Raw genomic sequence first — 13,307 nt, 5'->3', positions numbered from 1 at the left:
TTACTTTTTTGGCGTTTGAAAAAAGTGAGTCGCCGTAAGGGCGAAACCCTAAGTGGCCACACCCGCAGCAACGGATATGTACCCCACCCCCACGCCATAAAAACGAAACCACCAGCGGCCGTTACCGCAGCAACGGATATGTACCCCCTCCATTGGCCATCAAAGCCCCCGCGAAAGTGGCCATGACCACAACCACGGACATCTGCTCCATGCCTCTGAATGAACACCTTCATTGCACCGGCACCGCCCGAATCGGCGCCCGAGGTGCCTGCGGCACACCCTGCAACGAAACCGGCACCGCCCCAGCCCCCGGAATCGCCTTCGCCGCCGAAGGCAACTGCGGCGCCTGCACATCCGGCATCGCCCAACTGCGCTCCGGCTGCAACTCCCCCTGCGCCCGGCGCATGAAGTCGTAACGATTGAGGGTAATGCTGCGCCCCGCGCCACTGTCACGAATGATGTAGGGCCGCAGGAACACCATCAGGTTGGTCTTGGTAATGCTGCGCTTCTCATTGCGAAACAACGCCCCCAGCCCGGGAATGTTCGACAACCACGGCACCGCGTCGTTGCTCTGGCTGTAACCGTCCTGCAGCAACCCCCCCAGCACCATGATCTGCCCGTCATCCAACAGGATGCTGGTATCGATCGCACGTTTGTTGGTCACGGTCCCGGCATCCACCGAGGCGCGGGGGTCGACGCTGCTGACCTCCTGGTAGATGTCCAGCTTGACCGTGCCACCCTCGGAAATCTGCGGCCGAACATTGAGCTTCAGGCCCACTTCTTCGCGCTGCACGGTCTGGAACGGGTTGTTGCTGGTGCCGCCGCCTCCGGTGACATAGCTGCCGGTGACAAAGGGAATGGTCTGGCCAACAAAAATGCTCGCCGCCTCGTTGTCCAGGGTCAAAAGATTCGGCGTCGACAACACGTTGGTCCCGCCCTTGCTCTTCAACGCTCGGGCCAGGACCTTGAGGTCCAGCACCTTGCCGATCCCCGGGATGTCCACGGTGCCGTTGACCACGCCGATGTTCAGGCCCTTGGGCAAGACGTCGATGCTGGTCTTGCTGGCCGGCGTCCCCACCAGCCCGCTGCCGCCCAGGTTGACCCCGCCAAAGCCGCCACGTCCACCGAGGTTGCCGGCCTGCCATTGCACGCCGAATTCGCTGGCATCGTCCTCGCCGACTTCGACGATCAGGCTCTCGATCACCACTTGGGCGCGGCGCTGGTCGAGCTGGTCGATGACTTCCCGCAGATTGCGGTACAGCGGGTCCGGGGCGGAGATCAGCAAGGTGTTGGTGGTGGCGTCGGCCTGGATGGTGACCCCGCCGGCGCTGAAGGCGGTGTTCTGATCCGTTGCCTGGCCAGTGCCGCTCAAGCCGCTGCCGGAGTTGCTGCCCTGGCCGTAGGTACTGCTGCCACTGTTGCCGAGATTGCCACTGCCGGTGGGCGTGCCGCTGCTGTTCTGGGTCGGGCTCTGGCCGCTCTGGGTGTTGCCGCCCATGCCGCTGAGCATGGCCCGGGCGCCGTCGTTGCCGCCGCTGTCGCTTTCGCCAGTGAGCAGCCCGCGCAGGGCCTGGGCCAGTTTGCCGGCCTGGGCGTTGCGCAGGTAGACCACGTGCAGGTTGCTCGGGTTGCTCTGGGCATTGTCCAGCTTGTAGATCAGGTTGCGCGCCAGCTCGGTGCGCTCCGGGCTGCCGGCACGGATGATGATGGAGTTGGAACGCGGGTCGCCGATCACGCTGATTTTCTGGGTCTGGTCGGCGCCCTGGGTTTCCAGCAGTTCGGCCACCATGGTGGCAATGTCCACGGCGATGCCGTTCTGCACCGCCACCACATCGGTGTCGATGGCGCTGGGGGTGTCGATGCCGTCGATGATCTGCGCGACTCGCTGCAGGTTCTCGGCATAGTCGGTGACCACGATGCTGTTATTGCCCGGGTAGGCGTTGATCGGGTTGTTCGGCGAGACGATGGGCCGCAGCACCGGGATCAGGTTCACCGCATTTTCGTATTGCAGGCGAAAGGTGCGGGTCAGCATGCCGTTGCCCGCCGGCTTGTCGGCGCTGTAGATCGGCCCGCCCAGCAGTTTGGCGTCGGCCTCGGGCACCACCTGGGCCACGCCGCCCACGTCCACCACGGAAAAGCCCTGCATGCGCAGCGCCGCCAGCAGCATGTCGTAGGCCTGATGGGCCGGCACCTGGCCTTCGCTGACCAGGGTCAGGTTGCCCTTGACCCGCGGGTCCACCAGGAATTGCTGGCCGGTGGAGCGGGACAAGGCCCGTACCACCGCCTGGATATCGGCATCGACGAAGTTCAGTTGCACCGGCTGATCCCCCAGGGGGTTGCGCGGCACGCTGGTGCTGCGCGGGCTGCTGTGGCCGCGACTGCTGTTGGTCACCGGGTGCAGGACTTTAGGTCGTTGAGCCTGTTGCGCCTGCAAGCGCTGGCGATCCAGCAGGGCATCGCCGCTGCGCCGGGTATCGGCCAGGGGCTGGCCCAGTTCGCTGTCCACCAGCAAGGGCGGCGGCGTGGTGGACGGGGTGTTGCTGCAGGCCCCCAACGCCAGCAGCAGAAAGGGTGCGGCCTTGCGACACCGGCGCACGTAATTGCAACCTGACCACTTCATGAAGCTTCCTTAGCGCCCTGCGCCTGATCCATGCGAACGGTCCCGGACAGTGTGCCTGCCGAGTCTTGGGCGGCGGCCGCGGCTGCGCGTTGCAGACGGGCCTCCACCACCTGCAGTGAAAGCTGCCGGGGAGCCCCCAGCAGCCAGCCGACCACGGCATCCGCCGGGGCCTGCTCAAAGGTCAACCGCCAGCTCTCGGGGCCGGCTTCATCAGGCTGTTGCAACTGGTAGTGGTCCTTGAGTCCGGCCTCGTCCAGGGTCTGGCGCAGGGAGTGTTCAAGGCTCGCGCCCCGGCTGTTACTGCCTGCCGCCGCCTCGTGCAACAACACTTCCAGGGCCTCGGCCTGGGCGCGCAGCTTCGGCGTCTCGGCTTGCCAGTAGTCGATCTTCTTCAGCGGCGGCTGAATCAGCAGCCACCACAGCAACAGCCCCAGCACGCCCAGGGCGGTGGCACTCAACAGGCGCTTTTCCCTTGGCGCCAGAGTGTTCCAATGGCCCTGAACCTGGATATGGACCTGGGTCCGCAGGCGCGACCAACGCGCCTGATACTGCGCCAGCATGGCCTTATTCATCTTCAGCTCCCGGGGGGTTGTCGGCGACGTTGGCCGGCTCGTCTGCGGCCGGGCTCAGGGTCCAGCCATTGCCCTCGGCCCGGACGCTGTAGCCGGCCTGGGTCAAGGCGCCCTGCCAGGCGCTGTCGGCGCTCTTGGGCGTGTCCGGCAGCAGCTCCAGCTGCAAGCGCTCCTCGGCGAAACTCAGGCTCTGCACGCTGCCCACCATAAAGGGCATGGCGCTGCCGGCCTGTTGCAACAGGCGGGTGAACACCTGGGTCGGGTCCGCCGCCCCGCTCTGCTGCGCCGCCAGTTGCTGACGGGCCTGCTGCAAGGGATTGAGCACCACCGGCAACTGCGGGAACACCTGCTTGACCCGCTGACTCATCTGCGCCTTGAGCTGCTGGCCCTGTTCGGCCTCACGGGCGGCATACAGGTTCAGCCCCACGATCCAGATCAGCACGGCCAGGGCGCAGCAACCCAGGGCTCGGCCCCAGCCTTGGACCTTCACGCCCCCCGCCACCGCGCCGGCGTGCAAGCCCCATCCCGGCAGCGGACCGCTCCAGCGTTGCTCGGTCGGCAGCGGCTGGCAGGCCGGCGGTGCGGCATCGCCGATCCAGCCCACCTCGCAGCCCGAGGCCCGCAACTGCTCCAGGGTTTCTTCCACCAGCGGCTGCACGCTGCCCTGCCCGCTGCTCTGGCGCAGCAGTAGCTGGCCATCGAGCAGGCACAGGTTGGCTTGCCCCGGCGGCGGCACCGGCAAGGCATAAGGCGCCGGGTACAGCCCCTGAAGCTTCAGGCCGGCCTGTGCCAACAGACGCCCCAGGGCCTGCAGTGCGCTCTTGGGCAACCAGCTCAGGGCCACCTGCCCCTGGGCATCCCGGGCGCCATGGGCCACGTGCATCTGCTCACTGGGGCCGAGGATCAGCGCCTGGGCGGCGCAGTCCACCGCAGCCTTGATCCGCGCCGCCGGCAACTGGGGCAACTCGATATGGGTCAGCAGGCTGTCCAACGGATGCAGGAAGCACTCCACCGGCACCGGTTTGCCACCCTGGGCCAGTTGCCCCAGGGGACAGCGGCCGATCTCCCCGCCCCGTCCACTGCGATCGAGCCGGGCGAAGTCCACCGGGCTGGCCAATGGCGCTTCAGCCGCAATCAGCTCGGCCAGGGGCGGCAAGGCGATGCGCAAGCGGCTCATGCCCCCACCCGCGACCAGATCACCTGGGGCATGCGGTCCTCGGGACGGTGCAACAGGGCCTCCAGGCTGACCCGGCGCTGATCGCGGCGCGCCTGGCCCTGGAGCAGGAACCATTCGCTGGTGATGCCGACCTTGATCTGCTCTACCGCAAGATGGGGCATGCGCAGACGGTTGAGAAAGTCGCCACGATTGATGAACCAGTGCCCGGCATCGCGTTCCGCCACCAGGGCCTTGGCCCGGGACAGTGGCAACCCCGGCACCGCCGCCGTCAGGACCTCGGCACTGGCGGTATTGCCGTTGATCCAGGTGTTGCCCGGCAGGATGCTGACGTAGGGCTCAAGACGAGCCAACCGGACCTCGTCCAGACCCTGGATGCCCCGCAGGTCATCCAGGCTGCGCAGCATCGGCTGACGGGGCGGCAAGGTCTGGGGCGCCGCGCCCGGGGACGTCAGGCGACCGCTGTTGAAGCTGCCCGGGTGGCTGGCGGCGGGCAGTGTGCTGCCCAAGCGCTGGGGATAGGAAGCGATCACCCGCTGGCTGATGCGTCGGCTCAGGGCGCTGTCGATGCCGATCAGCTGACACAGCTGTTCGAAGGCCTGCAACTGCACCGGGTCCACTTGCTGGTTGAACACCAGATTGCGCAGGTTGAACTTGCCTTGCAGGTCTTGCAGGCGCCCCTGGAACCCCGCGTTGAAGCCGCCCAGGGCCTGATCGCCGATGGGTCGTGCCCAGGCCTGGTCGAGTCGGGTCAGGACGTCGCGCTGGCGGGCGTCCCAGAGCAATTGCCGGCTGTATTCCAGACCGCCCTGCAGCACCCCGATCCCCACCACCCGCGCCTGCTCGGCTTCCACGGTGCGGGTCAAGGTGCTTTGCCGGGAGAGCATGGCGGCGGCAATCACCGCCACCACCGCGGCGATCAGCAAGGCGCTGATAATGGCCATGCCACGCTGCTTCGCCGCATTGGGCGAATGGCTGTTCATGGCCGGCCTTACAGCTGCCAGGAGCCGATATCGGCATTTACGCCGTCGCCATCGGGCTGGCCGTCGGCACCGAGGGAGAACACATCCACCTCACCATTGGCCCCCGGGTTGAGGTAGTGATAGGGACGGCCCCAGGGATCGTTGGGCAGCCGTTCCAGGTAGGAACGCCAGTTGCTGTCCTTGGCATTGGCCGGACGCTCCACCAGCACCTTGAGGCCCTGGTTCATGTTCGGGTAGCTGCCGTGGTCGAGGCGATACAGCTTCAAGGCTTGCATCAGGCCGGCGATATCCTGCTTGGCCGCCGTGGCCCGGGCCTGATCGGGACGGTCCAGGACCTTGGGCACCACCATCACCGCAAGAATCCCGAGGATGACCACCACCACCATGATCTCGATCAGGGTGAAGCCACGCTGGCTTCGGGGTGGAGCGGTTGAGGTGACAGGCGCGATATCCATCTCGACATTCCTTGGCTTGAGTTCGATTCGTCGCGCAGTGTTGCAAGAAGATATGTCAGTGGTATTGAAAAACCTCGGGAGTTTCAGTCGCCATTCGGTCAAGCCCGCAGGCTAGTCTGCGAGACTGTTTCCCAGTCTCGAGGGGCCCATGCGAGCCGTGTCCAAACAAGCCGGATTTACCCTGATCGAGGTGCTGGTGGCCCTGGCCATCATTGCCGTGGCGATGGCCGCGGCGGTGCGCGTGGCCGGGCTGATGACCCAGAGCAACGGCCTGCTGCGGGACAAGTCTCTGGCCTTGCTGGCGGCGCAGAGCCGGATCGCCGAGTTGCGCCTGGAAGGTCGCTTGCCCAGCGGATTGAAGAGCGTCGATTGCGACCAGGGGCGCCTGAAGCTGCGCTGCGAACAGGCGATTGGCGCCGCAGCCGCGCCCGGGCTGCTAAGGGTCAGTGTCCAGGTGCGTGACCGCAGCCGCGAAGCGCCGCCCCTGGCCCGCCTGGAAACCCTGGTCAGCCGGCCCCAGGCACCGCGCCAATGAGGCTCAGCGTGTCAGCCGTGGCAGCAGCGGCGAGTCCGGCAGCTTGCTGACCTTGACCCGCGACTGTTCGCCGCCGCGCTCGATCAGCACGCCGTCGGCCTCGACGGCTGCCAGGCGCACCCCCTGGGTCAGTTGCTCGCCGGCCAGGAAGCTGCGCGGTGGACCGTCGTTCAGGCTCAGGATCGCCACCGCACCCCGGGCGCCGGCCATGACCCCGGACACCTTGATCTCCACCTGCACTGGCTGGTTGGCAAACCACTGCAAGGCCGGGTTGTCGGAACGCGCGGCGAGCACCTGGGGCGCCACCGCCGGGGGCTGGGACTGCGCCGGGGTCAGCAGCAGCGACGACCAGGTGGCGACACCGGCCAGGGCCGCCAGCAGCGCCGCGTATTGCAGCAGCCGGGGGGCGTCAAGGCGCGACGGAAATGACATGGCACGTAGCATCGGCGGGACCTCCTGTTTGTCCGTTGCCACAGCCTACAGCTCAATTCTCACGGTTTTATTTCACTGCACGATCATCTGCGTCGGACGGGCCCGTCCCGTCGCCAAGGAGCACAAGGTGCGACACACAGGCAAGCAACAGGGCTTCACCCTGATCGAACTGATGGTGGTGCTGGTGATCATCGGCATCGCCAGCGCCGCCGTGGGCTTGAGCATCAGGCCCGATCCGCTGCAGACCCTGCGCAAGGACGCCGAGGGCCTGGCCCAGTTGCTGCAAGTGGCCCAGGCCGAAGCCCGGGCCGATGGCCGGCCGATCACCTGGCGGGCCACGGCCAAGGGCTATACCTTCAGCCGCCGCGAGGACGAGGGCAGCGGCATCGACGACTTTCGCCACGACCGACAACTGCGGCCACGACAGTGGCAAAGCCCGGCGCTGCAGGTGCATATCGAGCCCAGGCAGCGCCTGGTATTGAACGCCGAATGGATCAACCCGCCGTTGCAGGTGGTGTTGTCCGACGGCCAGAACAGCTTGCGGGTAGAACGCAGCGCTAGCGGCCAGTTGCGGGTGGTGGGCCAGCCATGAAGCCTAGGGTCTGTTCCCGTTTGGTGACGAGCCGCGTTGCTGGGCCAAACGGTGCGAGGCAAGGCGCGGGATGCCGCCAATGGTGGTTCCCTTGGCAAATCCCGCAACGCAGCCTCGCGCCGTTTGGCACGCAACCCGAAGGGACGGGGCCCACTTGGCACAGGGCGGCGTTGCTCGGAGCTTATTTGGAACAACCAAACCGCGCTCCTCGCGCCTTGCCCTGTGCCAAGTGGGCACCCGTCGCGGCCTGTCACCAAACGGGAACAGACCCTACACAAAGCGGCTTTACCCTGATCGAGGTGATGGTGGCGATCATGCTCATGGCGCTGGTCAGCCTGATTGCCTGGCGCGGCCTGGACAGCGTCACCCGGGCCGACGGCCATCTGCGGGCCAGCACCGAGCAGACCGAGGAACTGCTGCGCAGCCTCAATCAGCTGGAGCGCGACGTAGCCTTGCGGGCCGCTTCCCAGTTACGCGAACCGAACCTGGGAGAGAGCGACGAGGCCGAACCCGGCAGTCCCGTCCCGCTGAGTGTGCGCAGTTCCGACAGTAAGGGCTTTCGTCTGGAAGTGATCCGCAGCGCCCCCGCCCCGGGGGTCGGCTTGCAACGCGTGCGCTGGTGGCTCAAGGGCGACACCCTGTACCGCGCCGAAGCCGAGGCGCGGGACCGCTACCCCTTGCCGGCGCCCAAGAACGGAGTGGCCGTGCTCGGCCGGGTCAGCGACCTGCAGGTACGGGTCTGGAACCCTGACAAAGGCTGGCGTCAACTCAGTGGCAATCGCCAGGACAATCCCCCGGGCCTGGAGATCCGCCTGGTGCGACAAACGCCCCAGGGCGAAGAGCGCTACCGCCAAGTGCTGGCGCCGTTGGAATAACCCGCCAGCGCACACTCTGTAGGAGCCGGCTTGCCGGCGAACCGCACAGCGGCCAAGCCCTGAAGATTTCGCAAATGGAGGGGTGACCGCGTCGGCCTCTTCGCTGGCAAGCCAGCTCCTACCGACACCCACACCCTTGTAGGAGCCGGCTTGCCGGCGAACCGCACAGCGGCCAGGCCCTGAAGATTTCGCAAATGGAGGGGTGATCGCGTCGGCCTCTTCGCTGGCAAGCCAGCTCCTACGAGCACGCGTCCTTCTTGCAGCGGCCAGGCGGTCCGGGAGCCGTTGTGTCAGCTCAGCAACACGACGCCACCGGGCAGTTCGGTGCATTTGGCGCCATAGGCGTCACGGATCAGCAAGGCCACGCCAGCCAGCTGGTTGAGGTTGAAACGCGCCTGGACCTTGCGCTTGCCCAGTTCGGCATTGAGCAACACCAGCATTCCCGGGCGGTAGCGGTTGATCTCGCTGATCACGGTGTTGAGGCTGGCGTTGTCGAACACCAGCACCTGTTCGCGCCAGGCGATCACGCTGCGGGGGTCCACGGCGATCGGTTCGCCCACCGCCCTGGCGTCGTAGGTCAGTTGCCGGCCGCTGTCCAGGCGAATGCTGCGCCCCGCCACTGCCACTTGCAGGCTGCCTTCGATGCAGGTCACGCACACCTGATGATCGGTGTTGCGCAAATTGAAGCGCGCCTGGCGCGCACTCAGCCAGCCATCACCGGCCTGGACCGTGAGCGGCTGGGTGCTGTGGCTGAAGACTTCCACCTCGCCCTCCAGCAGCTCGATGCCCTGCTCGCCCGCGCCCGGGTCGCGGCGGCTGATGCGGGTCTGGGTGTTGAGCTCCAGGCTCACGCCCTCGGCCAGGTCCACCCGCCGCTGCTCACCGACGTCGGTGGCGAAATCCGCGGTCAGCCCGGCAAAGCCGCCCGGGACAGTGAACCGCACCATGAACAGCGCCGCCGAGGCCGCAATCGCCCCACCCAGAAACGCCCGACGCCCCAAGTGCCGGGGCCGGGCCTGTTGCTCCAGCTGCTGGGCTGCCGGTTGCAGGCAGTGCCACAGGGCCTTGGTGTGCTCGAAGGCGGCCGCGTGCTGCGGGCTTTGCGCGCACCACTGGCGCAGCGCCCGGGCGTCGGCCACGGTGGCCCGACCCGAAGTCAGGAGGACCAGCCAGTCCCGGGCTTCCCTCAGCAGTTGCGGGTCCGCCGAGGCCTGGGGGGTGCAGATGCTAAAAATGTTCAAGCGCGCAGGTACTCACGGATTGATCAGGGACTCATTGTCTAGGACAGTTTTCCGGCCCCGGGACCGAACCGCTGAATGACTTTTCTTTCAAGGCGCAAGGCGCAATGGCCCAGGGCAGCCTTGATTTCCTTCTCCACCATCCGTGTGGAAATGCCGAAACGCTGGGAAATTTCCAGGTGCGGCGCCTCTTCCAGGCGCGCGGCGATAAAGATCTTGCGCCGCCGCGCCGGCAGTTCGTAGAGGGCCTTGAGCAGGGTCTGGATTTCTTTCTGGCCGCCCACCACCCGCGACGGGTCCTGGGTGTCATCGGCGATGTGCAGCAGTTCCTCGACCTCATCGCCGGTCAGCAGCCGGGCGTCGGACTGACGGCGGTCGGCGGCAATGTTCAGGGCCATGCGATAGAGGTAGGCATTGGGTTGCAGCAGGTTGGGCGGCTCTTCCATACGGTCGACCCGCAGGTAGGTTTCATGCAGGACGTCGTTGGCCAGGTCCTCGGAGCCCAGGCGCCTGCGCAAGCGCACCCGAAAGTCCTCGTAGGACGTCAGGAACAGCCTGACCATCGCACTCTGTCCGGTATTTTTCATACCCCGGAAGCTCCTTCCCATTCCCTGCAGTCCATGCGTTTCCCTGTTGTGTCCGGTATCAAGAGTAAGGTCAGCGGCTGACGCAGCGAGCTGGGTGCCTGGCGCTGAACCCGGGTATCCGCCAGGCGCTGCACCAAGGCTTCATCGCGCTGCAGATCGCCGGTGGAGCTCACCAGGCGGCTGTGCTGCACCCTGCCATCAGTGCCGATCCACAGTTGCAACAAGGCGCGAAAGCGGCCCGGACGGGTCAGCGCCGAACCACACAGACTGTGCTCCACCGCCTGTTGCACGGCACTGGCATAACTGCTGTTGAGCCGCGCCGCCCGGCTGCTTCCCGCACCCTGCAACGGCGTGGCTGGCGTCGCCTCCGGTACCTGCAGGGTGAAGGCATCGCTGCGGGCATAACGGGCCATCAGGCCACTGCCTGCCAGCAGGCGACTCAAGCCCTCCCGAGCGCTGTAACGGCCCTTGATCCCCACCGACCGCCGCCCCCGGGTCAACTCCCGATCCACCAGCACCGCCATCCCTGTGGCGCGGCTGAACAGTTCCAGGGCATCCACCAGGTTCTGCGCCGGAATCTCCAGCGCCAGCAAGGTCTGGGAATCCACCCGGGGCGGTCCCTCGGCAGCGGGCTGGCCCCAGCCCTGCGGCATCGGCGCCAGCAGCACAAACCCCAGCACACAGGTCGCCAAGCCCCCGTGCAATGAAGTCCATCGCCCGACCTGCGCGCTGCGTCGCTGCACTGCAGTCCAACCCCTAAAAGCGTCATCCTGAGGCCAGTTTATGAATCTGGTGTTACGGCCACGGCAAAAAAACCATCACTTTTCCAGTCATCGGTTTGCACTACACTCGGCCGGCATCGAGGCCCGCTTTCCCGGGCCTGCCAGGAGGCCAGGATGAATCGTTCAAGCCAATACGCCGCCACCTTGTTGCTGCTGTGCGCCCTGCCCTGGACGCTGCAGGCCGAGGAGGCCCGCGAGGGTTGCGTGGAAGTCAGCGTCGGCGGCTACAAGGCCCCCGACTACAACTGCCTGAGCAAACAGATGGGCAACGACCCGGACGCCGTCAAGGCGGCCCAGGCCAATCAGCAGGCCATGGAGGACCCGGTGCACAAGCGCCCGCCGAACCAGGTCGGGCTCTCGACACCGGCCGCCACCGGTGTGCGCATGGGTAATACCTTCGGCACTTCGGTCAAGCCGCAACGGCCCTGAGGGGCAGTTCCTCCGGCCTCAAGCCGCCACTACCGGGACTGCGCCCGTACACCGGCCGTTAACCTCGACCGCGCTAGATTGCTGCACCTCAAAAACCGGTGCCAGCAACCTGCCACGCCGCCATTCGTGCATGGCGTTCGATTACTGGCCACCGTATCGTCAGTATTTTTGTGTGTGTTCAGAGCATGGAAAGCGTTCAAAGACAAATCTGGCAACGGCCCGGCCTGAGTATTTTCCTGGTGGCCCTCGTGCTGTTCATGGGCCTGCAGTACAAACCGGCCGTCCTCAACTACACCACGCGCTTCGTCGACTTCGCCGACTACATGCTGCAGCACGGCATGACGCTGTTCCCCATCGCCGACGATCTGCAGCCCTATCCCGACTACACCGTTGTCAACACGGTGCTGGTCTACCTGGCATCGCTGCCCTTCGGCCAACTGTCCGTGTTGTCGATGGGCCTACCCCTGTGCATTGCCGCGTCGCTGATGCTGGTGTTCATCTACAAGCTGGGGGCCCTGCATGAGCGCAAATGGGGCGTCTGCGGCGTGCTCTTTGCCCTGTTCACCTGGGCCTTCGTGGATAGCGTCAACTCCCTGGCCCTGGACATCTATCCGGCCCTGATCACCGCGGGCTGCTTCTACCTGGCCTACACCGCCAATCTCAAGCAACAGCAAGGGCGCCTGGCGCTGGTGTTCCTCGGGCTGATCCTGGGCTTTGCCCTGCGCGGGCCCATTGGCATGATCGGCCCGGCGCTGGTAGTCGGCAGCTATTACCTGCTGAGCCGGCAGTGGCGGACCCTGGTCGGGTTCTCGCTGCTGAGCGGCCTGCTGTTCGTCGCCGGGGTCGCCCTGCTGGCCTGGGCCGCCCAGGTGCAGGGCGGTGACGCCTTCATGCAGGAAGTGCTGGAGATGCAGGGCCTGGGGCGGATCGCCAGCAATCACTCGCCACGCTATTACTTCTACTTCAGCGTCGGGCTGATCACCTACAGCTTCACCGCGTTCTACGCCCTGTGCGTCATGGTCAGAAGTGCCAGGCAGGGGTTCAGCGCGCCGCCGCCGTCGGCACCGCGCCTGCTGCTGTACCTGGGCGCCTGGTTCTTGGTGTTGATCCTGTTCTTCAGCATTCCCAACTCGAAGAAAGCGCGTTACATCGTGTCCATCACCCCGGCCATTTCCCTGCTGGCGGCCTATATGTTCGTCGACCCCAACGGCCTGTTCAGCGCCACCCGCAAACGCCTGCTGCGCCTGTGCCTGAACCTGCCGGCCAGCGGCGCGGCCCTGGCGCTGCTGGTGCTGGGCTACAACGCGTTTGCCGCCCGGCCCTTGCAGCCCAACTTCGCCGGTGTGTTCGCAAGCTTTGCCCTGCTCAGCGGCGTGCGCTACTGGATCGGCCGGCAATACGCCGAACACCGGCACTACGAGGTGATCGTCCTGGCGTTCGGTGTGGCGGCGTTTCTCTTGCTCGATGGGTTCTTCTTCAACGCCATTACCTATCACCTGGAACTGGCCAACGAACCAACGCCCAAATTCCTGCCTTACTGGTTCTGGTAAGCCCAGGGCAGTGGGCGGCGCAGCGCGCGTGCAAGATTTGGTTACACTCCCGGGGGCCACCGGCCATGAAACCGAACTGGCACAGTGCTGTCACATCGCAATCGGTAACGGCAGCGGTCGTCCGGCGGCGCCCGGCCCAGGTGGCGGGCGCCACGCATCGCACGCCTGATTGACTGCCCCAGGTTACCGGCCTGGGCCTGCCGCCCATGCGCCAGGCCAAACTCCATCACGGCTGAAAGAGCGAACCATGAAGCAAAACATCCTCCTCGTATCCGTCTGTGCCGCCCTGCTCCAGGCCTGCACCCCGGCCTCCACCTCCCCTGAAGGATCCTCTTCCATGCCCGCCAGCACTGCCTCCGTCAGCGCCCAGCCAGCACTGGCTGCCTACTACTGGCAACTGGTCTCGGCCAGCGACGCGGCGGGCAAACCCGTTGCCGCCCTGGACAAGGGCATCGAGCGCCAACTGCGCCTGACCTTCGCCGG

Annotated in this window: 14 protein-coding genes and 1 pseudogene; 6 read left to right on the top strand and 9 right to left on the bottom strand. The window is 66.1% G+C overall.

Going from position 1 to position 13,307, the window contains the following annotated elements; translation table 11 throughout:
* Positions 1–229 precede the first annotated feature (229 nt).
* From gspD to gspG, 5 genes are read right to left on the bottom strand one after another with little or no spacing between them, the layout of a single operon-like run.
* Positions 230–2,620 carry a type II secretion system secretin GspD gene (gspD, locus tag BLX41_RS12530; RefSeq protein WP_123725123.1) on the bottom strand — a complete coding sequence of 797 codons (2,391 nt, stop codon included), beginning with the start codon at positions 2,618–2,620 and terminating at the stop codon, positions 230–232.
* Complete coding sequence (gspM, locus tag BLX41_RS12525; RefSeq protein ID WP_123725122.1) at positions 2,617–3,192, bottom strand: type II secretion system protein GspM; 576 nt, start codon at positions 3,190–3,192, stop codon at positions 2,617–2,619. The genes gspD and gspM overlap by 4 nt, the downstream gene beginning before the upstream one ends.
* Positions 3,185–4,369, bottom strand: a complete 1,185-nt coding sequence (gene gspL / locus BLX41_RS12520) for a type II secretion system protein GspL (protein ID WP_123725121.1) — start codon at positions 4,367–4,369, stop codon at positions 3,185–3,187. The genes gspM and gspL overlap by 8 nt, the downstream gene beginning before the upstream one ends.
* Positions 4,366–5,349: a type II secretion system minor pseudopilin GspK gene (gene gspK / locus BLX41_RS12515; protein WP_123725120.1), complete on the bottom strand. Its 984-nt coding sequence runs from the start codon at positions 5,347–5,349 to the stop codon at positions 4,366–4,368. The genes gspL and gspK overlap by 4 nt, the downstream gene beginning before the upstream one ends.
* 8 nt (positions 5,350–5,357) lie before the next feature.
* Positions 5,358–5,804 (bottom strand): type II secretion system major pseudopilin GspG, encoded by a 447-nt coding sequence (gene gspG, locus BLX41_RS12510; protein WP_123725119.1) that lies wholly within the window; start codon positions 5,802–5,804, stop codon positions 5,358–5,360.
* Between the two features lie 148 nt (positions 5,805–5,952).
* Here gspG and gspI point away from each other — a divergent pair, with 148 nt between their 5' ends.
* A complete protein-coding gene (gene gspI / locus BLX41_RS12505; RefSeq protein ID WP_123725118.1) occupies positions 5,953–6,339 on the top strand; it encodes a type II secretion system minor pseudopilin GspI in 387 nt (128 codons plus the stop codon).
* 3 nt (positions 6,340–6,342) lie between these two features.
* On the opposite strand, the gene BLX41_RS12500 is transcribed toward gspI, so the two are convergent.
* Positions 6,343–6,771, bottom strand: a complete 429-nt coding sequence (locus tag BLX41_RS12500; RefSeq protein WP_259744781.1) for a type II secretion system protein N — start codon at positions 6,769–6,771, stop codon at positions 6,343–6,345.
* 127 nt (positions 6,772–6,898) lie between these two features.
* Between BLX41_RS12500 and gspH the strand changes: the two genes are divergently transcribed.
* Together gspH and BLX41_RS12490 are read left to right on the top strand one after the other, a co-directional pair.
* Positions 6,899–7,363 carry a type II secretion system minor pseudopilin GspH gene (gspH, locus tag BLX41_RS12495; RefSeq protein ID WP_259744780.1) on the top strand — a complete coding sequence of 155 codons (465 nt, stop codon included), beginning with the start codon at positions 6,899–6,901 and terminating at the stop codon, positions 7,361–7,363.
* 215 nt (positions 7,364–7,578) lie between these two features.
* Positions 7,579–8,238: a PulJ/GspJ family protein gene (locus BLX41_RS12490; RefSeq protein WP_404942766.1), complete on the top strand. Its 660-nt coding sequence runs from the start codon at positions 7,579–7,581 to the stop codon at positions 8,236–8,238.
* A gap of 290 nt (positions 8,239–8,528) precedes the next feature.
* On the opposite strand, the gene BLX41_RS12485 is transcribed toward BLX41_RS12490, so the two are convergent.
* The 3 genes from BLX41_RS12485 to BLX41_RS12475 are packed head-to-tail and all read right to left on the bottom strand — an operon-like array spanning position 8,529 to position 10,716.
* The gene (locus BLX41_RS12485; RefSeq protein WP_123725114.1) at positions 8,529–9,479 is read right to left on the bottom strand and encodes a FecR family protein; all 951 of its coding nucleotides are present in this window, start codon (positions 9,477–9,479) and stop codon (positions 8,529–8,531) included.
* A 38-nt stretch (positions 9,480–9,517) separates the two neighbouring features.
* Entirely contained in the window at positions 9,518–10,063 is a 546-nt protein-coding gene (locus BLX41_RS12480; RefSeq protein ID WP_123725113.1) for an RNA polymerase sigma factor, read from the bottom strand.
* A complete protein-coding gene (locus BLX41_RS12475; RefSeq protein ID WP_123725125.1) occupies positions 10,060–10,716 on the bottom strand; it encodes an STN domain-containing protein in 657 nt (218 codons plus the stop codon). Before BLX41_RS12475 ends, BLX41_RS12480 begins: the two co-directional genes overlap by 4 nt.
* Before the next feature lie 243 nt (positions 10,717–10,959).
* Here BLX41_RS12475 and BLX41_RS12470 point away from each other — a divergent pair, with 243 nt between their 5' ends.
* The 3 genes and pseudogenes from BLX41_RS12470 to BLX41_RS37105 form a co-directional block, all read left to right on the top strand.
* On the top strand, positions 10,960–11,274 hold the full coding sequence (locus BLX41_RS12470; RefSeq protein WP_123725112.1) for a hypothetical protein: 315 nt from the start codon (positions 10,960–10,962) through the stop codon (positions 11,272–11,274).
* A gap of 185 nt (positions 11,275–11,459) precedes the next feature.
* Positions 11,460–12,824 (top strand): glycosyltransferase family 39 protein, encoded by a 1,365-nt coding sequence (locus BLX41_RS12465; RefSeq protein ID WP_123725111.1) that lies wholly within the window; start codon positions 11,460–11,462, stop codon positions 12,822–12,824.
* 247 nt (positions 12,825–13,071) lie between these two features.
* Positions 13,072–13,307 (top strand): annotated as a pseudogene (locus BLX41_RS37105) (META and DUF4377 domain-containing protein); the annotation flags it as partial.

Origin of the sequence: Pseudomonas protegens (assembly GCF_003732485.1) — a bacterium.
GTDB classification, from domain to species: Bacteria; Pseudomonadota; Gammaproteobacteria; order Pseudomonadales; family Pseudomonadaceae; genus Aquipseudomonas; species Aquipseudomonas protegens_B.
This window is presented reverse-complemented; position numbering and strand designations above follow the sequence as displayed.

Coding starts and splice junctions, on each gene's coding strand:
- gspD (WP_123725123.1), bottom strand. CDS start 2,620: ATGAAGTGGTCAGGTTGCAATTACGTGCGCCGGTGTCGCAAGGCCGCA.
- gspM (WP_123725122.1), bottom strand. CDS start 3,192: ATGAATAAGGCCATGCTGGCGCAGTATCAGGCGCGTTGGTCGCGCCTG.
- gspL (WP_123725121.1), bottom strand. CDS start 4,369: ATGAGCCGCTTGCGCATCGCCTTGCCGCCCCTGGCCGAGCTGATTGCG.
- gspK (WP_123725120.1), bottom strand. CDS start 5,349: ATGAACAGCCATTCGCCCAATGCGGCGAAGCAGCGTGGCATGGCCATT.
- gspG (WP_123725119.1), bottom strand. CDS start 5,804: ATGGATATCGCGCCTGTCACCTCAACCGCTCCACCCCGAAGCCAGCGT.
- gspI (WP_123725118.1), top strand. CDS start 5,953: ATGCGAGCCGTGTCCAAACAAGCCGGATTTACCCTGATCGAGGTGCTG.
- BLX41_RS12500 (WP_259744781.1), bottom strand. CDS start 6,771: ATGTCATTTCCGTCGCGCCTTGACGCCCCCCGGCTGCTGCAATACGCG.
- BLX41_RS12480 (WP_123725113.1), bottom strand. CDS start 10,063: ATGAAAAATACCGGACAGAGTGCGATGGTCAGGCTGTTCCTGACGTCC.
- BLX41_RS12475 (WP_123725125.1), bottom strand. CDS start 10,716: ATGCCGCAGGGCTGGGGCCAGCCCGCTGCCGAGGGACCGCCCCGGGTG.
- BLX41_RS12470 (WP_123725112.1), top strand. CDS start 10,960: ATGAATCGTTCAAGCCAATACGCCGCCACCTTGTTGCTGCTGTGCGCC.
- BLX41_RS12465 (WP_123725111.1), top strand. CDS start 11,460: ATGGAAAGCGTTCAAAGACAAATCTGGCAACGGCCCGGCCTGAGTATT.